We start from the raw sequence: 19,802 nt of genomic DNA on the forward strand, positions 1-19,802 counted from the left end.
GACACTATGAAATGGTATTGTTGCGTGGATTTTGTTTTCCACGCTTATTTTATTGGAAAATAGGTGAATTTCTTGAAAAATATTGTACATATTGATGCTGAATTTATTACTTTAGGTCAATTTTTGAAACATGCTAATCTGATCTCCAGCGGTGGCATGGCCAAGTGGTTCCTATCGGAGTATGTAGTATACGTAGATAATGAAAAAGAAGACCGCAGAGGACGGAAATTATATCCCGGCGCGATGGTCGAAATCCCCGGTGAAGGTACTTTCTTCATCCAATCAACAAAATCGGACACGAAAGAGGACGACCACGACATCAGTGAGTCCGAAGCATGATCCTAAAAGAATTGACTCTGCAAAATTTTCGGAATTATTCCTCTCTTTCCGTTCCTTTTTCGGATGGCATCAATGTTTTCCTTGGCGAGAATGCGCAAGGAAAGACAAATCTGATGGAAGCGATATACGCTCTGGCCTTCGCCAGAAGTCCGCGTACCTCCAACGAAAAGGAAATGATCCGTTGGCAGGAAGATTCTGCCCGGATCACTGGGAAGATTGAGAAAAAAACATCGACCTTTCCATTAGAAATCATTTTTTCCAAAAAAGGGAAAATAGCGAAAGTTAACCATTTAGAGCAGAAAAAATTGAGCCAGTATATCGGCCATTTGAACGTTGTACTGTTTGCTCCGGACGATTTGAATCTGGTGAAAGGCGCCCCCGCTAACCGCAGAAAATTCCTCGATATGGAATTGGGACAGATGAATCCTGTTTATTTGCACGATTTGGTGCAGTATCAGCGGATTCTAAAGCAACGCAATCTTTATTTGAAGCAGTTGGTCACCGGGAAGGCGAAAGATGAAGTGTATTTGGATGTGTTGACGGAACAGCTGGCTATTTTAGGAGCCGGCCTGTTGGTCTACCGTCTGCAGTTCGTAAAAAAATTGGAAGCCTGGGCACAACCGCTGCACAAAGAAATTTCCTTGGAACGGGAAACGCTGACGATTGCCTATAAATCGAACACGGAGTGCACGGATGAGATGGACAAGGACAGCATCTTCCTGAAGCTGATGAATGAATTCAAGCAAGGGAAAAGACGCGAAAAAGATCAGGCGGTCACCCTTTTCGGTCCGCACCGCGATGATTTGGTGTTCCACGTGAACGGCAAGAACGTCCAGAATTATGGATCGCAAGGACAACAACGGACGACCGTCCTGAGCTTAAAGCTGGCTGAAATCGAATGCATGAATGAAATTTTAGGGGAATATCCGATCCTCTTATTGGACGATGTGTTATCCGAACTGGATGACGAACGTCAGACACACTTATTAAAGGCAATCGAAAAAAAGGTCCAGACTTTTTTGACGACCACAAGCCTGGATGGCATCAAGAAAAACAAGATAGATGAACCAACTATCTACCATATCAAACAAGGTGAAGTAGAAATGGAAGGTGTGTAAAGAATGGCAGAAATTGAAAAGAACAAAGCCGAACTAGCAAAAGAGTATGATGCCAGCCAGATCCAAGTACTGGAAGGCTTGGAAGCTGTCCGCAAACGCCCTGGCATGTACATCGGTTCCACAAGCGGCGCCGGTCTGCATCATTTAGTGTGGGAAATCGTAGACAACTCGATTGACGAAGCATTAGCCGGCTTCGCGACGAAAATTGAAATAATAATTGAAAAAGACAATAGCATCACCGTAATCGATAATGGCCGTGGGATTCCCGTCGATATCCAAGTGAATACCGGACGCCCCGCTGTAGAAACGGTCTTCACCGTTCTGCATGCCGGCGGTAAATTCGGCGGTGGAGGCTACAAAGTTTCAGGTGGTCTCCATGGTGTTGGTGCTTCCGTCGTAAATGCCTTATCTTCTGAATTAACCGTAAACGTCTATAAAGACAATAAAATTTATACACAAACGTTCGTACGCGGGGACATCACCTCCGATTTGACCATCACGGGAGATACGGATAAACATGGTACCGAGGTTCGCTTCCTGCCCGATCCGGAAATTTTCAAGGAAACGACCGTCTTTGAGTTTGAAAAACTGGCCGTCCGCGTAAGGGAATTGGCTTTCTTGAACAAAGGCTTGAACATCTCCATCCGAGACAACCGTCCGGAAGAACCGGTCGAACAAGACTATTATTACGAAGGCGGAATCAAGAGCTATGTCGAATTCTTGAACCGCAACAAAAAAGTGCTTTTCGAAGAGCCTATCTACATCGAGGGCGAACAGGATGATATCCAAGTCGAAGTTGCGATGCAATATACGGATGGCTACCATACAAACCTATTGAGTTTCGCCAACAATATCCATACCTATGAAGGCGGAACGCATGAATCCGGTGCGAAGACTGCCCTGACGCGGGTCATCAATGACTATGCGAAGCGCAACAAAATCATTAAGGAAAACGAAGAGAATCTGACCGGTGAAGATGTCCGCGAAGGATTGACCCTGGTCCTGTCGATCAAGCATCCTGATCCGCAATTCGAGGGACAAACGAAGACAAAGCTTGGAAATTCAGAAGCGCGTACGATCACCGATCGCCTTTTCTCAACCTTCTTCGATAAATTCCTGATGGAAAACCCGCAGGTGGCCCGTCAGATTGTTGAAAAAGGGATGCTGGCAGCCCGTGCCCGTTTAGCTGCCAAACGTGCCCGTGAAGTGACGCGCAAGAAGAGCGGATTGGAAATCAGTAATCTGCCCGGTAAATTGGCTGACTGCTCGAGCAAAAATCCAGTAGAATCGGAAATTTTCATCGTCGAAGGGGATTCAGCCGGCGGTTCCGCAAAACAAGGCCGTTCCCGTTTCTTCCAAGCAATCCTTCCGATCCGCGGTAAGATTTTGAACGTTGAGAAAGCTTCCATCGATAAAATCCTCGCCAACGAAGAGATCCGATCGCTGTTTACGGCAATGGGAACAGGTTTCGGCGGCGACTTTGATGTTTCTAAAGCCCGTTATCATAAATTGGTTATCATGACCGATGCTGATGTCGACGGAGCGCATATCCGTACCTTGCTGCTGACCCTTTTCTATCGCCATATGCGCCCTTTGGTGGAAGCCGGCTACGTGTATATCGCACAACCGCCTTTGTACCAAGTGAAGCAGGGGAAAAAGGAGAAATACCTGGATACGGACCAAGAGTTGGAAGAATACTTGGCAACCATCCCTACATCGCCAAAACCAAGCATCCAACGTTATAAAGGGCTAGGGGAAATGGATGCGGAGCAGCTATGGGATACAACCATGAACCCTGAAAACCGTCACTTCCTGCAAGTGACCGTCGCTGATGCCATCGAAGCGGACGCGACATTGAACATGTTGATGGGGGATCATGTTGAGCCACGAAGAAACTTCATCGAGGAAAATGCCGTTTACGTTAAAAACTTGGATATCTAAAAGGGGGTTGGAGAATAAATGTCTGATGAAATTGAAAAAATAAATGATCAAGCCATGGAGCAAATAGAATTGAGCCACGAGATGCAAACTTCCTTCTTGGAATATGCCATGAGCGTTATCGTAGCCAGAGCTTTGCCTGACGTCCGTGACGGACTTAAGCCGGTTCATCGCCGTATTCTGTACGGGATGAGCGAATTGGGTGTTACGCCCGATAAAGCGCATAAAAAATCCGCACGTATCGTCGGGGACGTCATGGGTAAATACCATCCCCACGGTGACAGTGCGATCTATGAATCGATGGTCCGGATGTCCCAGGATTTCAGTTATCGCTACCCATTGGTTGACGGACACGGAAACTTTGGGTCCATCGACGGAGACAGTGCCGCAGCAATGCGGTACACCGAAGCGAGGATGTCAAAAATCGCTTTAGAAATGCTGCGCGACATCAACAAGGATACCATCGATTACCACGACAACTATGACGGTTCCGAAAGCGAACCGGATGTATTGCCGGCACGCTTCCCTAACCTTTTGGTGAATGGGGCTTCCGGTATCGCCGTTGGGATGGCGACAAATATCCCGCCACATAATCTGACAGAGGTCATTTCCGCCTTACATATCTTGATGAATAATCCGGATGCAACGACTGCTGAATTAATGGAAGCTGTTCCGGGTCCCGATTTCCCTACAGGCGGTATCGTCATGGGCAAATCAGGCATCAGAAAAGCCTATGAAACGGGTAAAGGTTCCATCATCGTCCGCGGACGTGTAGAAGTCGAAATCCTGAAAAATGGCAAAGAACGCATCATCATTTCTGAATTGCCATATATGGTCAACAAAGCGAAATTGGTCGAACGGATTGCTGAACTGGCCCGTGATAAACGGATCGAAGGCATCACCGACTTGGCGGATGAGTCTGACCGCGACGGCATGCGTGTCGTCATCGATGTCCGCAAGGATGTCAGTGCCAGCGTCATTTTGAACAACCTATACAAAATGACGCCATTGCAATCCTCCTTCGGATTCAATATGTTGGCGATCGTTAAAGGCATCCCGAAAGTTCTCGGTCTCAAACCGATGCTGGAATATTACCTAGAACACCAGGAAGAAGTCATCCGCAGAAGAACAGCTTATGACAAACAGAAAGCGGAAGCCCGTGCGCATATCTTGGCCGGCTTGAAGATCGCTTTGGACCATATCGATGAAATCGTCGCTATTCTGCGCGGCTCCAAAAATGGGGATACGGCCAAACAAATTTTCATGGAAAACTATGGTCTTTCCGATAAACAGGCGCAGGCCATTTTGGATATGCGTCTGGTCCGTCTGACCGGTTTGGAACGCGACAAAATCGAGGGCGAATACAATGACTTGATGGCGCTTATCGCCGACTTGGCCGATATTTTAGCCAGCGCAACACGTGTCTTTGACATCATCTATACGGAATTGCTGGAAATCCAAGAAAAATATGGGGACAAACGCCGTACAGAGTTATTGGTCGGGGAAGTTCTTTCCCTTGAAGATGAAGATTTGATCGAAGAAGAGGATATCGTTGTCACTTTGACGCATAACGGCTATATCAAACGTTTGCCGAACAGCGAATTCAGAGCCCAAAAACGCGGTGGACGAGGCGTCCAAGGCATGGGTATCCATGATGACGACTTCATCGAAACGCTCATTTCCGCATCGACGCATGATATGTTGCTATACTTCTCCAACCAAGGGAAAGTATACAAAACAAAAGGCTATGAAGTCCCTGAATACGGTCGCCAAGCAAAAGGTTTGCCGATCATCAATTTGTTGAATCTGGATGCAAACGAAAAGATCCAAGCCATCATCAATGTCAAGGGCGGCCCGCAAGATGGGGACTACCTATTCTTCACGACACGTATGGGTACCGTTAAACGGACATCTGCTACGGAATTCCAGAACATCCGTCAAAATGGCTTGCGTGCGATCAACCTGAAGGACGAGGATGAATTGATCAAAGTAGCCATGACTGACGGCAACCAAAACATCATTATCGGCACACATTTCGGCTATTCTGTAAGTTTTGATGAAAAGGATGTCCGCGATATGGGTAGAACCGCTACCGGCGTCCGTGGTGTCAAATTACGTGAGGGCGACTTCGTGGTCGGTATGGACGTATTAAAACACGATTCTGAAGTCCTTATCATCACCGAAAATGGCTACGGCAAACGGACCGCAGCCGATGAATATGCCATCAAGGGCCGTGGCGGTAAAGGGGTCAAGACTGCCAACATAACTCCGAAAAATGGTAATTTGGTAGGATTGACGACCGTAACCGGCGATGAAGACATCATGATCATCACGGACAAAGGGGTCATGATCCGTTTCCACGCTGCTGCCGTTTCCCAAACCGGACGTGCCACTTTGGGCGTACGCTTGATGAAATTGGACGGCGAGGCTATTGTGTCAACCATGGCAAAAGTGGAACGCGAAGAGGATGAGGAAGAAATTTTTGTCTCTGAACAAGCTGAAGGCACCTTATCCGGCGAAAATGAGGCCGCTATCGCATCTGAAGTAGATTTAAATACAGAATCACCTACTTCACTGGGAAGTGCAGAAATCGCTGAAAAAATGCAAAATCTGGCAGATGAATTAGTGGACGAGGAAGATTCCGGATCCGAAGAATAAAACAATAGCTGATGCAGGTCCGGGACAAATAGTCCTGGGCCTTTTGCATATGCGATAATTTGGCAGCAAGGACTGTTGGCCAAAGGTAAGAGTGTCCACTGTGAGGAAGGCTATCGCTCCTACCCAGGAGGTCTTCCTAATTTCTCATAAAAATATAATCCTCTATTTCTTTAAAAGTCATTGAAAAGAAAAAATAATAATGGTACAATGTTTAGACGTGAGTAATCTGAAAAGATACTCTCCTTGCTCTTGCAAAAGTAAGAGCCAAAGTCCACAAGGAGGTGACAGTCAAAATGAGTAACTATGAAATCAATTACATTATCCGTCCTAACATCGAAGAAGATGCAAAAGCAGAATTAATCGCACGTTTCGATGCAATTTTAACAGATAATGGCGCTGAAGTTATTGAATCTAAAGACTGGTCGAAACGCCGCTTAGCTTATGAAATCAAAGATTTTCGTGAAGGTATCTACCATATCGTGAAAATTGCTGCTTCAGACGCTGTAGCGATCAACGAATTCGATCGTTTAGCTAAAATCAATAGCGATATCATCCGTCATATCGTCGTTAAACAAGAAACAAAGTAAAATGTTCCACGTGAAACATTTTGAAAGGAGTAAGATGAATGATTAATAATGTCGTTTTAGTGGGTAGACTGACAAAGGATGTCGATTTGCGTTATACATCCAGCGGCACAGCAGTAGGAACTTTCTCTCTTGCAGTAAACAGACAGTTTACAAACCAAGCAGGTGAAAGAGAAGCTGATTTTATCAACTGTGTTATTTGGAGAAAGGCTGCAGAGAATTTTGCGAATTTCACTCGTAAAGGTTCATTGGTCGGTATCGAAGGAAGAATCCAAACAAGAAATTATGAAAATCAACAAGGTCAGCGTGTATACGTTACTGAAGTTGTAGCTGATAATTTCACGTTGTTGGAATCTAAAAACGCTACAGATCAAAGACCGAGAGAAACTAACACAAATACATCTGGTTCAAGTGCAAACTTTGGATCAAGTAATTCTTTCGAATCTAACCAAAATCGCGGACAAGTTAATAATCAATACTCTGCTCCGAAACAAAGCGGTTTTTCTGATTTTAATTCAAATGCTGATCCATTTTTATCAAATGGTGAATCAATTGACATTTCAGATGATGATCTACCATTCTAATTCTCAGGAATGAATGGTTAGTTTAGGAAAAGGAGGAATTTGAACATGGCTATCCAACGTAATAGCAGAGGCGGACGCAAACGTAAAAAAGTTTGTTACTTCTGTGCAAATCATATCGATCATGTAGATTACAAAGAAACTGATTTATTGAAACGCTATGTATCTGAAAAAGGTAAAATTTTACCTCGTCGTGTAACAGGTACTTGTGCTAAACATCAAAGAACTTTGACAATCTCTATCAAACGTTCTCGTATCATGGCATTAATGCCATTTACAGTAGCAGAATAATAATCAAAGAGCAACTCTTCGGAGGAGCTCTTTTTTTTTTTGCATGTCATCCTTTTTTTCTTCGCACTCCCTCCCCCTTCCCTTCAGTTTTTCAATTCCTCACTAAGTCATCGCCCTCAATTATTCTTGTAATCACCCCGTTAGCATCCGTTGCCAAACAAACTATAACTTCGGCTTGCTTCCTGTTTTTCCCGTGCTCCATTTGTCGTCCCTACTTTTGGTTTGGTGTAACCTTCCTCGCAGTCGTAAATTCTGATGAAATGCGTTGTCTCACATACACAACAATGCTTTCGTCTTGCTAGTGATGATTCCATTGATTTTGAACTCCTACGAATAAAGGCGCATTATTCTTTCCTAGGACTCTCCCTGTAGTTTTTACAGTTAGAAGGCCTTATGGATTCGGTTTTAAGGTTTACGTTAATATCCCTTTCGGTGTTGGACCATCATTCAGGAAAAGCTCCTTTCCGGACCTGACAGGGATATTTTTAAAGTCTTTGTTCTTGTGTCCGTAGCATGAGCAGATCTGGCTTGTTTCTTGGCTATGCAAAGTTCGTTTTATATATCAACATCGTTCAAAACTGCTCCATCTACTCCCCTGCTCTTGGCAAAGAATATCATCCTAAGATTGGGCAATTCTAGCCTGTTCACCACAATAGCAATATTCTCATTGATTTGCTTGGTTAGAAGATTGTACAGAATTTCTTTAGCGTTTGAACCGTAGAGTGCTGTTCGGATTCTTGTAGAAATGGCCGCAGGAATCGCTTAGGTTTCGTAATGACGATTGTGGAACGATGCCCCATCGGGCTTCCTTTTAGCCAGACAGTTGCCTCTTCCCTCTTCTTTCTTCAGCACCGTCAGATCAGCGGAACAAGTGTAATCATTGCAGTCCAGTAAAAAAAGAATGCAATGATCCCTGTGCTCGTAGATATCAACCTGAAAAATAGGTTTGCTATTATTTTATCTTCCGGATTCCTTCCTGAATTATAAAATATGCCCATTTGAGCCGATGTAAGGGATTTTTTTATCTTTGATATGAAAATATATCAATCCGGATAAAAAGCTCTCAAAGGGTCTTTATGAACGTGCATTTTATTCGTGTTACGCCAGAATTCTTCCCAAAAAAACGATAATTAAAAATGTTCCACGTGGAACATTTTTAATTATCTACCCAAAGCGAATCTTGTTTCCACTAACGTTATTGTTCCAGCTAAACAAGCTGCCAAAGCCGATTCAAGGAAATAGAAAGAAACACAATCCCACCCTATCTTGATTTTTTCAATATCCATTATTGTGTGTGGAATCCACTCAATAATGATAGGAAGCATTCCATTCTACACTACTCAAAATGCACAAAAATTCCTACTAAGCTTTTTTATTTCTCCGTACTCCCGTTCCCCGCTACTAATGTTGGTCTGGCATTCCCACAAGCGTAAATTCCCGGCTATAATCCATCGGTACATGTACAAGGGCCATTTTATCAATGGGCTGACTCTTATGTGATTACATGCCATAAGTTCAAACTGGCATTGCCCTCGCTATCTTCGTGGTACCTGCCGCAATCGCAGTGGTATTATATCCGATCGGAAATTTTCTCAAGTCTTGCTTTATTTTTCCGCACGCATGACATAACTCGCTGGACGGATTATCAACACTCCACAACCCCCACTACAACCCGCAACTCGATTTCGTTAGCTTTGCATTTGCCCGTCAGTTTTGTTGCGGAAATCATAGAAATACTGGTGGGTAAACACCTTGCCTTTGACAGATGATGATTATTCAGCGTACTGGATACGTTCAGATCTTCGAGGGGGATGGAATGTGGATTTTGTCCTCGCACCTCGGCAACCATTTTGTTGATGTTTTCCTTGACGAAATATGGTTGTTGCAGACGGCGATATTTTTCAGCCGCACCCAGAATCGATGCCGATTGGCTCCGACAATGTAGCGCAAAAGCTTCATGCAAAGTACCCCGCCTTTTGGCTGACCATCCCACTTTTGACGATGTGCTCTTAATTGAAATATAGCCTTTTTCCTTGATACGTATACCCAACCAAACGTTTTGATCTTGATGCGGTGCCGTTCCCCAGTCCAATCCTCTGTGTTTTTCTTTGGGAAGTACAGCTTTATCGTCTTGATGGGCTTTCTTTTTGAATTTGGGCTACTTATCGAAACCCTTAAACTTAAAGAAGCCTTTGTATGTCGCTTCGGTATGACAATTAACCGCCTGCCTTCGACCCACGTTAGTTGATTCAGTCATATTCCTCCAGCGTTTTAACCTCGTGGTTTATGTATTTGTCGAAATCATAGGCGGACAAGGAAGGATCTTTCTTTTCGAGACGGCTTTCCTTGAACCGTTGGTAGCGTTCCTGGCGAGGTAGTGGTTGGAGAACACTGCCGGGTAGATACCGATGAACTGCCTTATTTTCTGCTCTTTTTCCGGCGTAGGATGTAATTTTTTGACCTATACGTGTTTCTAAAGCCTTCGGCTAATGATCCTATTCATCATGGAATGAAGGCTAACATCGCTTCTGTGTATGTTTTATTATATACAGTTCGCAGTTGCATTAAATAGTTATGAACAGGTGCATAACTATTGATTACCAGCAATGGAAGTAAATAACCAGATTATCGCTGCTAGGGACTAGTTACGCCGATTATTTATTGGAGCATCCATCATAAGGCATAAGGTTTGAATTTCAGTTTAAAAATGACTAGGCATTAACTGATCTTTTCAATAACGGAAGAAAGTTTCGATACTTTTCCACAAAAACGCAACATGCTCATTGTTGAACAAGTATATTTTTCCAAATCGAGGTTTTTAAAAGCATTTGCTGCGTTTTTTCAAAAAAATGTAGCAATAATCAGTCAATAAGACGAACCTTTTCCTAAGAAAGGATAAATAAACAAAAGTTTGATTTTGTTTTTAAGGTTTTATACCTATTGATGTTATCCACAGGGTGTGCATAACATATCAGGAGATAAAGGTTAAGAAAATAAGGATAAAATGCTGTAGGTTATCAACAGACAAATATTAAGATAAAAGATTGATACACCAAAGGAATTTGGGGTTATTTGAAAAGTTATCAACAAGCAAATTTGAAAATGTGGATAAATAGAATAAAGAATAAATATAAAACTTATCCACAACAAATAAAAAGTGAAATAGGCGGACTAGCATCCAAAAACAGCAGAGGATCTGTTAATGGGAATATGAAAATTCTTGCCTAAAAGTGATCAAATCAATGAAATTAAGAATAGGTGATTCTGTATATAGATTATTCGAAAATATTAATAAAAGTGTATGAGATAGATAAAAAGTAGAACAGAAAGACTTAGCGTAAGTAATCTCAAAAATGGATAAAATAAGTGCGAATGATGGGTTTTGGATTTACGCGATTTTGGAGTGATTGTTTGAATTGATCTCGAATCTATAAAATTGGTTAGGATAGATTGCAACAAAAGAATGAGATGAGGAGGGTCCTTAGCAATTGGCTCTAAAAAAATTACGTTCATATATGTGCATACGATATGTAAATCCGTATTTAATAATCAACCTGGTGTAGAGATACCAGATTGATTATTAAATACGGAGATAGAAAGGTGTATGAAAATTATTTTTGAAGGGATTTTAGAAAAGATAGAGCGTTCTAATCCAGTTCTGCCTATAGTAGAAGCAAATCATCTCTTATGATCCTGATCCTAAGAGAGGGATAGACAAGGGTGTGGTAAACATGGACCTGAATGTTCCACGTGGAACATTCAGGCCGACGCCAGTGTGAGGATCAGCAATCTATTTAGGAAAATAAGAAGAGAAAGCAATTAGTAAGTCTACTAAATAGGAAAATGCACATATTTTAAAATTATTTGAAAATGATACATAAGAGTCTTGTATCTTTAGATCCCTGTATTTCGAATTCGTTTAACAAGGAGAAGGGTGCCCTATAATTGATATTGAAAATCTTTTTAAGCATTGAATTTCCAAATTCACAAGAAATCCCTCTTTCTCTTTATATTTTTCCGGAAATGCAGGTAGAATGTTGTTTAAAACCATATAATGTTCCACGTGGAACATTATATGGTTTTAAACACAGTTTATTCAGAGGAAATCTGTTCAGAATATAATAATATGTATTTACGAAGTCAAAAAATGGATATACGGTCATTTCGGATCATCCATGCCTACTTTTTTCCGTGTAGAGCCAACAGCCCACAGAAAATGTTTCACGTGGAACATTTTCTGTGGGAAACATTAGAAAAGCAGACAGGACGTGGGATTATAGCTATTATTTTTTATGTGTGTTAAAATATATGAGTGAAAAATGTAGGTTCAGTAAAGGAGCTATCATGAAAACCAAGGAAAAGTTTAACAATCTTCCTCACTTCATAAAAGCTGACAAGATTAAAGTTCCGGCCCTGATTATTTTAGTTTTACTGCTGTTGATCGTCATCCTAACATTCATAGCAGATTGGAAAATTGGAATAGGAATAACGCTATTATGTATTGGTGTTGTTTGGTTTATCAGTTATTCATCGGACTACCTGATAGATGAGACAAACCAATATATATCTGACTTATCTTATCGAATAAAAAAAGGTGAACAAGAGGCTATGATTAAAATGCCCATTGGTATTCTTCTGTATAATAAAGAAGAAGAAGTCCAGTGGATGAATCCTTATTTAATGAAGTACTTTGGTAAAAGAGATATTCTAGGAAGAAAAATAAAAGTTATAGATGCAGAACTCTATCAACTTTTCCATCAATCTCAAGATAATGAGATGCGGCGTGTGAAGTGGGGCGATCATTATTTTGAAATGATCATTCAAGATGATATCGGCGTAGTCTATTTAATGGATATCACAGAATATGCCAAGATCGAAGAAAAGTATAAAGATGAAAAATTTGTTTTTGGTAATATCATCGTCGATAATTACGATGAAGCGGTGCAATCCATGAATGATCGTAAAAAATCAAATGTGAATAACTATTTGACTAACCAGCTAACGAACTGGGCGAACTTGAATAATGTTTTTCTTAAACGTGTTGATGATGACCGATTCATTGCGATCACTAATAAGAGGTCGCTAAAGAAAATAGAAGAAAATAATTTTGACATCATCAATCAAATACGAGAACGAACCTACAAACAGAATTTCCCTTTAACCTTGAGCATGGGATTCTCATATGAGAAAACCTTTGAACAGACCAATTTTAAGCAGGTTGCTAAGCTGGCACAATCGAATCTTGAATTGGCGTTGGCGCGTGGCGGAGATCAAGTGGTCGTCAGGGCAGAAAATGAAGATGCACGTTTTTATGGCGGGAAAACGAATCCGATGGAAAAACGGACACGAATCAGGGCAAGGATGATCAGTCAGGCTCTCGAAGAATTGATTATCCATTCTGATAAAGTCATCATAATGGGTCACAGTTTCCCGGATATGGACGTTGTCGGTTCGTGTTTGGGTATCCGAAAAATTTCGCAAATGAATAATAGAGAAGCTTGGATCGTTTTAGATCCGCAGCAATTTTCGAATGATGTCAACCGGATTATGCAAGAGATTGACAAAGATCCATTGATTGCCAAACGCATCATTTCGCCAGATCAGGCGCGGGAACTCGTTTCGCCGCAAACTTTAATTGTGATGGTTGATGTCCATCGTCCATCAATGACGGCAGCTCCTGCACTATTGAAATTGTCTAAAAAAATTGTTGTTTTGGATCACCACAGACGTGGCCAGGAATTCCCGGATAATCCTGTGCTGGTTTATATGGAACCCTATGCATCCTCCACATCGGAACTCATCACGGAATTATTTGAATATCAATCAAATGATGTTGATGCCATCAACAAAATTGAAGCAACGGCGATGTTGGCAGGCATCATCGTTGATACCCGCAATTTTAGCTTGCGGACAGGTTCCCGCACGTTTGATGCTGCAAGCTACCTCCAATCAAATGGGGCAGACACGGTGTTGATTCAGAAGTCATTAAAAGAAGATCTGGATACGTATCTTTTAAGGAGCCATTTATTGTCATCGATGGAGTTCGTCAATGGGAACTTGGCCATCGTATCTGGTGAAGATGATAAAGTGTACAATACCGTCGTTGCGGCTCAGACAGCGGATACGATGTTATCCATGGAAAGTGTTGATGCTTCCTTTGTGGTTACGAAACGTCAAGATGGCAGGATCGGCATCAGCGCCAGGAGCTTAGGGCAGTATAATGTACAGACGGTCATGGAGAAACTGGGCGGCGGGGGACATTTATCGAATGCGGCAACGCAAATTGAGAATGCCACTGTGAAAGAAGTAGTGGGTATGTTGAAAGAAGTAATCAATCCTAATAAGGTTAAGGAAGGAGAATAACGAATGAAAGTTATTTTTTTAGAAGATGTTAAAGGCAAAGGTAAAAAAGGGGAAGTAAAGGATATAGCAGATGGCTACGCAACTTTCCTGATTAAAAATCGTAAGGCTGAAGAAGCTACCAATGCAAGTATTTCAGCTTTAAAAGGACAAAAGAAGGCAGAAGACAAGAAAAGTGCTGAAGAATTGGCAGCAGCCCAAGAATTGAAAGCATTTTTAGAAAAAGACGAGTCGGTTATCAAATTGACAGCAAAATCAGGTGATGACGGTCGCTTGTTCGGTTCGATCACAAGCAAACAGGTTGCGGAAGCATTGTATAAACAGCATAATGTGAAGCTTGATAAAAGAAAAATCGAATTGGAAAATCCAGTCCGTACACTCGGCTTCACCAAGATGTCGGTAAAATTGCACCCTGAGGTGACAGCTACCTTAACGGTTCAAGTCACTGAAGCGTAATCCATCGGCAAAGATTCTCAGAGATGCATCCTGCATCTCTTTTTTTATGTATATTTTTAAGAGTGATAACATCAAAAAAGAGATGCATCCTGCATCTCTTTTTTTATGTATATTTTTAAGAGTGATAACATCAAAAAGAGGGAACGTTTGTTCGGAGTTTGCAATTGTAAAAGAAGCTTATTTAGAGTACAATATAGAAGCTAAAGAATGAATTTGGATTATCATGCCCTGTTCATTCCAAGAATAAGACCTAAAAAGGGTGAAGAAGGAAATGGAAGAAACACTTCAAGATCGCACACCGCCTCATAGTATGGAAGCTGAACAATCCGTACTGGGTTCCATTTTTTTGGATCCTGATACGGTAGTGAATGTTTTAGAATATTTGGAAACATCTGATTTTTATCGAAAGAATCATCAGATTATTTTTGATGCGATTTTACTATTAAACAGTCGTAATGAGGCCATAGACGTCGTAACGGTTGCCAATGAATTGGAACGCAAGAACCAGCTTGAAAATGCTGGAGGCATGGAATATTTGACGGATTTGGCGATTGCCGTTCCGACTTCCGCAAACGTGGAATATTACGCTAAGATAGTGGAAGAAAAATCCATTTTGCGTAATCTGATCCGTTCCGCTACCGAAATCGTTAAACAGGGTTTTGAAGAGGGCGATGAACTGGCGGTTATTCTGGACAGCGCGGAGCAGCACATCCTGCAGGTATCGGAACGAAGAAACCGTTCGGGATTTATCCGTATCTCCGATGTCGTTTCCGCCTCGTTGCAGAACATCGAATCTTTGGCTCAACAGAGCGACGATGTCACCGGGGTGCCGACAGGCTATATCGCATTGGATAAAATGACTGCGGGACTGCAAAAGGAAGAACTGATCATTCTGGCGGCGCGTCCAGCCGTCGGGAAGACAGCGTTTGCCTTGAACATCGCCCAAAATGTTGCAACGAAAGCCGATCAGGTAGTGGCCATCTTCAGTTTGGAAATGGGTGCGGAGTCGCTTGTCAACCGGATGCTGTGCGCGGAGGGAAATATTGATGCCAGCCATTTGCGGACGGGGCAACTGTCCGAGGAAGAATGGTCCAACTTGATCATGGCGATGGGTACATTGGGTCAATCAAAAATCTTCATCGATGATACGCCGGGTATCCGTATCGCTGAAATCAGAGCGAAAAGCCGCCGATTGAAGCAGGAGCAGGGAGAGTTAGGCTTGATCGTCATCGACTATCTGCAACTGATCGAGGGGAACAACCGGGAAAGCCGCCAACAAGAAGTTTCGGATATTTCCCGTCAGTTGAAAAAATTGGCAAAAGAATTAAAAGTGCCGGTCATCGCTTTGTCCCAGTTATCACGGGGAGTGGAACAGAGACAGGATAAACGCCCGGTTTTGAGTGATATCCGTGAGTCTGGATCGATCGAGCAAGATGCGGATATCGTTGCTTTCCTTTACCGTGAGGATTATTACGAACGGGAAGGCGGCGAGGAATCTGAAAATGATGAAATGGAGAACAATGTCGTCGAAGTCATCATCGAAAAGAACAGAAGTGGTGCCCGCGGGACGGTAAAGCTTTTATTCAAAAAAGAATTCAATAAATTCTCTTCCATGAGCTATATTCCGGAGATTAATTGATGGAGAACAACAAATTGTTCATAAGTGACTTGTTTTTCTCGGATTCTTTATTGAAAGAGAATGATAATATTGGTAAACTAGCATAGTGTTATGACTAAAGAAGATGAGGTGGAGTAAAGAATGACTTCAGTAGTAGTTGTTGGAACTCAATGGGGAGACGAAGGTAAAGGAAAGATTACAGATTTCCTGAGTGAAAATGCAGAAGTAATCGCTAGATATCAAGGCGGAGACAACGCAGGCCATACAATCCAGTTTGACGGCGTTACATACAAATTGCACTTAATTCCATCCGGTATTTTTTATCCAGAAAAAATCAGCGTCATTGGGAATGGCGTAGTCGTGAATCCAAAATCATTGATCAAAGAATTGGCCTATTTGAAAGATCACGGCATTAATACAGACAATCTACGTATTTCAGATCGCGCACACGTCATTTTGCCTTACCATATCCAATTGGATCAACTGCAAGAAGATTCAAAAGGCGACAACAAAATCGGGACGACCATCAAAGGTATCGGACCAGCTTACATGGACAAAGCAGCACGTGTAGGGATAAGAATTGCTGATTTATTGGACAAAGAAATTTTTGAAGAACGTCTGAAAGTGAATTTAGAAGAAAAGAACCGTCAGTTTACAAAAATGTTCGATTCTGTAGAAATCAAATTCGAAGACATCTTTGAAGAATACTACCAATACGGTCAAGAACTCAAAAAATATGTTTGCGATACATCCGTTATCCTGAACGATGTATTGGATGCAGGCAAACGTGTCCTATTCGAAGGCGCGCAAGGGGTTATGTTGGATATCGACCAAGGTACTTATCCATTCGTTACTTCTTCCAATCCTGTTGCTGGTGGGGTAACCATCGGTAGCGGTGTGGGTCCTACCAAGATCGACAAGGTTGTCGGTGTATGTAAAGCTTACACTTCCCGTGTCGGCGATGGCCCATTCCCGACTGAATTGTTTGATGAAGTCGGAAGCCAGATCCGTGAAGTCGGCCGCGAATACGGCACAACTACCGGCAGACCGCGTCGTATCGGCTGGTTTGATGCAGTTGTTATGCGTCATTCAAAACGCGTTTCAGGCATCACAAACCTATGCTTGAACTCAATCGATGTTCTTAGCGGCTTGGAAACAGTGAAAATCTGTACTGCCTACAAAAATGCTGAAGGCGAATTGATCTACCATTACCCAGCAAGCTTGAAGGAATTGGCTCAATGTACGCCTGTCTATGAAGAGTTGCCAGGCTGGAGCGAAGACATCACTGGCTGCCGTACATTGGAAGAACTTCCTGAAAATGCACGCAACTATGTCCGTCGCGTTCAAGAAACGGTTGGCGTCCGCATCTCCACTTTCTCAGTGGGACCAGACCGCAACCAAACAAACGTGTTGGAAAACGTATGGGCAACCATCTAAAGATAGTGCGATAAAATGCAGCAAGGGATGAGTCTCGGCATTTAAAAGTACGATTCATACGGAAATAAGAAAAAATAGGCCTCTTTTGGAAAAAATATCCAAAAGTAGGCCTATTTTTTTTCGTGAAGTTCTTGCAATTTGTTGAAAAGGAGAGTAAAATAACATTTGTTACGTTAGCAATACGTGATATGGGTTATTAGCTCAGTTGGCAGAGCAGCTGACTCTTAATCAGCGGGTCGAGGGTTCGAGCCCCCCATAACCCATACTTCTTTAAACAGAAATCCTTAGAAACAGTGATGAAGTAATTTTCTTCACTATTTCTAAGGATTTTTTTGTTTCATAAATAATACAAGATAACGAATATGGGCATGGTTACGATACATACCAGTGTGGTCATGATATTGATTGCGCCAGCATACTCCGCATCTTTGTTATGTACCTGTGCGAATTGCGTAACGGTAGATGCCGCGGGAGTTACAGTCGCTAAGAAGGTAATCAGCAATATTTCCATGCCGTTATCAACTAAACTACCAGCATGGCTGAGTTTCAGCAACAGCAGAATGATGGCGGGACAAAGGATCATCCTGAAGAAGGTGATTACATAAACCTTTTTGCTTGTGAATATTTTCTTCATATCCATTCCGGCAACGATCATGCCTGTGATCAGCATCCCCATCGGTCCAATCATAGAGCCAACTGAACTCAAAGTTTCATTGAGCATGGCCGGCAGTCTGATCCCTGACAGCATGGACGTGATCCCCAAAAGAATGGCGATCATGTTTATATTCAAAATAATTTTTCGGACATTGGGTTTCTTTTCTTTTGAGAACATCAATTTGCAATGCGTCCACAGAAAAATCAATTGTACGGAAACAAACGCGGTGGAATAGATAACCCATTCGCTCCCCAGAACGGCTGTTACGATGGGGATGATCAAATTGCCCGCATTGGAATAGATGATCGACGCAATGTCTATTTCCTCAAAGTTGAATAACCTACCTGAGACGTGCCCAATTATGAGCAGCAGTATATGGATGATAACAGCCGCAACAAAGGCCAATAACAAGCCTTCTCGTATTTCCTGCTTGAAGTTGACCTGAAAGGCGCTGAGTATGACTGAAGGCATAATAAGATAGAGGGATAGTTTGGATAAGACTACACTTTCCTCTGTTTTTACAACTTTCAGCTTAACCATTACATAACCCAAAATCATGATGAAAAACAGTTGTACAATTTTACGCACTAACAATAAACTAATCATTTGCACCCCTCTTTTATGCGTAAGAATATATTTCCATTTGATACCTAAAAATATCCTCAGCATTTCTTCGTTATATGCCACATCATCCTTTGCTTTGCATAAAGCCCACTATATATTATCTTCTTGTCACTGTCTACTCGTTCACGGGGAAATCCTGACGCGCGGGCTCTTGGAATTAGCGGAGAGGACCCCCAGCCGCAAACGGGCGCGGACTATTTTTCCACCGGAACTAAGTCTTAATTGCTGCGGAGTGATTCGTTTCAGATTGCTGCTCCTTATGTTATGATGAAAAAAAGAGACAGGGCAATCCAAATAAGGGGGAATCCATATGGAACTGGATAGGTTAATCAGGCTGTTGGCGGAAAAGGTCGTCCGCGCCGGCAAAAAAGCCCCAAAAAAGCTGGAGTCGACAGACAAAAGCGAAGAACGGGAGAAGGAATCGGAAGCTGTTCCGGATGATTATCCAAGGGATGAAAAGGGCAAAGAAAAGTCCGGCAACTGACGGAAAGAGGCTGGGACAAAAGTCCTAACCTCTTATATCTTAATAAATTATAAACGTGTTCCAAAAAGCAGACCCGACGTCACTTCGCGAATAATGCTCAGATGGTCCGTGACCTTCCTCCGCTTATTCGCTCCAGTGATTCGGGTCTAAACGCTTTTTGTCTCACTTTCTCGATTTTTCAAAATGTCAGATGCATCTCAATTGCTGTACTTGGCCAGTTCCGCTAAACATACTGCAGCAATTCGTCATAGTACAGTTTGGTGATCAGCTCGCGATCGGCTACAGTCGGTTTGTCGATGTAGATGACATATTCAGCATCCCAAGTGTAGGCGGGTTTATCTTCCATCATGGGGTTTTCGGCAGGGGTCTCTGTTTCCAATTCAGCGATGATGACGGCGATGTAGTCTTCGCTTTCGTTCTCATCGTGGAAGTCAAAATCATCGCTTGTTTCGATATACAGTTTGTATTCTTTGTTGGGGTGTTCCGCCTTGAATTTGCGGATGATGGCGATTTCTTTATCCAGATTTCTCATGGTGATCTCTCCTTTGTCTTTCAGGAATGCTTCCGTATCAGTTGTTATATATGCATATCATACCATCCGGCAGTTTATCATGCACGGAAAGCGGGCCCCGATAATCAGAAATGATTGTCGGGGCCCG

Annotated in this window: 15 protein-coding genes and 1 tRNA gene; 13 read left to right on the forward strand and 3 right to left on the reverse strand. The window is 42.4% G+C overall.

The window, feature by feature from the left end:
* Positions 1-72 precede the first annotated feature (72 nt).
* The 7 genes from yaaA to rpsR all read left to right on the forward strand — a co-directional run bounded on the left by yaaA (position 73) and on the right by rpsR (position 7,509).
* Positions 73-339 (forward strand): S4 domain-containing protein YaaA, encoded by a 267-nt coding sequence (yaaA, locus tag BM101_RS06885; RefSeq protein ID WP_087034097.1) that lies wholly within the window; start codon positions 73-75, stop codon positions 337-339.
* On the forward strand, positions 336-1,457 hold the full coding sequence (gene recF / locus BM101_RS06890) for a DNA replication/repair protein RecF (protein ID WP_087034020.1): 1,122 nt from the start codon (positions 336-338) through the stop codon (positions 1,455-1,457). Before yaaA ends, recF begins: the two co-directional genes overlap by 4 nt.
* Before the next feature lie 3 nt (positions 1,458-1,460).
* A complete protein-coding gene (gyrB, locus tag BM101_RS06895; RefSeq protein WP_087034021.1) occupies positions 1,461-3,398 on the forward strand; it encodes a DNA topoisomerase (ATP-hydrolyzing) subunit B in 1,938 nt (645 codons plus the stop codon).
* Positions 3,399-3,416: 18 nt separating this feature from the next.
* Entirely contained in the window at positions 3,417-6,053 is a 2,637-nt protein-coding gene (gene gyrA / locus BM101_RS06900; RefSeq protein ID WP_087034022.1) for a DNA gyrase subunit A, read from the forward strand.
* A 293-nt stretch (positions 6,054-6,346) separates the two neighbouring features.
* Complete coding sequence (gene rpsF / locus BM101_RS06905) at positions 6,347-6,640, forward strand: 30S ribosomal protein S6 (RefSeq protein WP_087034023.1); 294 nt, start codon at positions 6,347-6,349, stop codon at positions 6,638-6,640.
* A 38-nt stretch (positions 6,641-6,678) separates the two neighbouring features.
* Positions 6,679-7,221 carry a single-stranded DNA-binding protein gene (ssb, locus tag BM101_RS06910; RefSeq protein ID WP_087034024.1) on the forward strand — a complete coding sequence of 181 codons (543 nt, stop codon included), beginning with the start codon at positions 6,679-6,681 and terminating at the stop codon, positions 7,219-7,221.
* A 45-nt stretch (positions 7,222-7,266) separates the two neighbouring features.
* Complete coding sequence (gene rpsR, locus BM101_RS06915; protein WP_087034025.1) at positions 7,267-7,509, forward strand: 30S ribosomal protein S18; 243 nt, start codon at positions 7,267-7,269, stop codon at positions 7,507-7,509.
* Positions 7,510-9,154: 1,645 nt separating this feature from the next.
* Here the strand turns inward: rpsR and BM101_RS06920 are convergent.
* Complete coding sequence (locus BM101_RS06920; protein WP_087034026.1) at positions 9,155-9,601, reverse strand: hypothetical protein; 447 nt, start codon at positions 9,599-9,601, stop codon at positions 9,155-9,157.
* A gap of 2,252 nt (positions 9,602-11,853) precedes the next feature.
* On the opposite strand from BM101_RS06920, the gene BM101_RS06925 reads away from it, so the two are divergent.
* The 5 genes from BM101_RS06925 to BM101_RS06945 all read left to right on the forward strand — a co-directional run bounded on the left by BM101_RS06925 (position 11,854) and on the right by BM101_RS06945 (position 17,643).
* Positions 11,854-13,872 carry a DHH family phosphoesterase gene (locus tag BM101_RS06925; RefSeq protein WP_087034027.1) on the forward strand — a complete coding sequence of 673 codons (2,019 nt, stop codon included), beginning with the start codon at positions 11,854-11,856 and terminating at the stop codon, positions 13,870-13,872.
* 3 nt (positions 13,873-13,875) lie between these two features.
* The gene (gene rplI, locus BM101_RS06930; RefSeq protein WP_087034028.1) at positions 13,876-14,325 is read left to right on the forward strand and encodes a 50S ribosomal protein L9; all 450 of its coding nucleotides are present in this window, start codon (positions 13,876-13,878) and stop codon (positions 14,323-14,325) included.
* 271 nt (positions 14,326-14,596) lie between these two features.
* Entirely contained in the window at positions 14,597-15,964 is a 1,368-nt protein-coding gene (gene dnaB, locus BM101_RS06935; protein ID WP_087034029.1) for a replicative DNA helicase, read from the forward strand.
* Positions 15,965-16,084: 120 nt separating this feature from the next.
* The gene (locus BM101_RS06940; RefSeq protein ID WP_087034030.1) at positions 16,085-17,380 is read left to right on the forward strand and encodes an adenylosuccinate synthase; all 1,296 of its coding nucleotides are present in this window, start codon (positions 16,085-16,087) and stop codon (positions 17,378-17,380) included.
* Between the two features lie 190 nt (positions 17,381-17,570).
* Positions 17,571-17,643: transfer RNA gene (locus BM101_RS06945), tRNA-Lys, on the forward strand.
* Between the two features lie 74 nt (positions 17,644-17,717).
* Here the strand turns inward: BM101_RS06945 and BM101_RS06950 are convergent.
* Positions 17,718-18,641 (reverse strand): AEC family transporter, encoded by a 924-nt coding sequence (locus BM101_RS06950; RefSeq protein WP_087034031.1) that lies wholly within the window; start codon positions 18,639-18,641, stop codon positions 17,718-17,720.
* A gap of 328 nt (positions 18,642-18,969) precedes the next feature.
* Here BM101_RS06950 and BM101_RS14090 point away from each other — a divergent pair, with 328 nt between their 5' ends.
* Entirely contained in the window at positions 18,970-19,143 is a 174-nt protein-coding gene (locus tag BM101_RS14090; RefSeq protein ID WP_177194424.1) for a hypothetical protein, read from the forward strand.
* 223 nt (positions 19,144-19,366) lie between these two features.
* Here the strand turns inward: BM101_RS14090 and BM101_RS06955 are convergent, their stop codons facing one another.
* Positions 19,367-19,675: a hypothetical protein gene (locus BM101_RS06955; protein ID WP_087034032.1), complete on the reverse strand. Its 309-nt coding sequence runs from the start codon at positions 19,673-19,675 to the stop codon at positions 19,367-19,369.
* Between the last annotated feature and the right edge of the window lie 127 nt (positions 19,676-19,802).

Source organism: Trichococcus palustris (genome assembly GCF_900114465.1).
GTDB classification, from domain to species: Bacteria; Bacillota; Bacilli; order Lactobacillales; family Aerococcaceae; genus Trichococcus; species Trichococcus palustris.

What these genes read in the sequence shown, in the direction of transcription:
- recF (WP_087034020.1), top strand. Translation starts at nt 336, where the DNA reads ATGATCCTAAAAGAATTGACTCTGCAAAATTTTCGGAATTATTCCTCT.
- gyrB (WP_087034021.1), top strand. Translation starts at nt 1,461, where the DNA reads ATGGCAGAAATTGAAAAGAACAAAGCCGAACTAGCAAAAGAGTATGAT.
- gyrA (WP_087034022.1), top strand. Translation starts at nt 3,417, where the DNA reads ATGTCTGATGAAATTGAAAAAATAAATGATCAAGCCATGGAGCAAATA.
- rpsF (WP_087034023.1), top strand. Translation starts at nt 6,347, where the DNA reads ATGAGTAACTATGAAATCAATTACATTATCCGTCCTAACATCGAAGAA.
- ssb (WP_087034024.1), top strand. Translation starts at nt 6,679, where the DNA reads ATGATTAATAATGTCGTTTTAGTGGGTAGACTGACAAAGGATGTCGAT.
- rpsR (WP_087034025.1), top strand. Translation starts at nt 7,267, where the DNA reads ATGGCTATCCAACGTAATAGCAGAGGCGGACGCAAACGTAAAAAAGTT.
- BM101_RS06925 (WP_087034027.1), top strand. Translation starts at nt 11,854, where the DNA reads ATGAAAACCAAGGAAAAGTTTAACAATCTTCCTCACTTCATAAAAGCT.
- rplI (WP_087034028.1), top strand. Translation starts at nt 13,876, where the DNA reads ATGAAAGTTATTTTTTTAGAAGATGTTAAAGGCAAAGGTAAAAAAGGG.
- dnaB (WP_087034029.1), top strand. Translation starts at nt 14,597, where the DNA reads ATGGAAGAAACACTTCAAGATCGCACACCGCCTCATAGTATGGAAGCT.
- BM101_RS06940 (WP_087034030.1), top strand. Translation starts at nt 16,085, where the DNA reads ATGACTTCAGTAGTAGTTGTTGGAACTCAATGGGGAGACGAAGGTAAA.
- BM101_RS06950 (WP_087034031.1), bottom strand. Translation starts at nt 18,641, where the DNA reads ATGATTAGTTTATTGTTAGTGCGTAAAATTGTACAACTGTTTTTCATC.
- BM101_RS14090 (WP_177194424.1), top strand. Translation starts at nt 18,970, where the DNA reads ATGGAACTGGATAGGTTAATCAGGCTGTTGGCGGAAAAGGTCGTCCGC.
- BM101_RS06955 (WP_087034032.1), bottom strand. Translation starts at nt 19,675, where the DNA reads ATGAGAAATCTGGATAAAGAAATCGCCATCATCCGCAAATTCAAGGCG.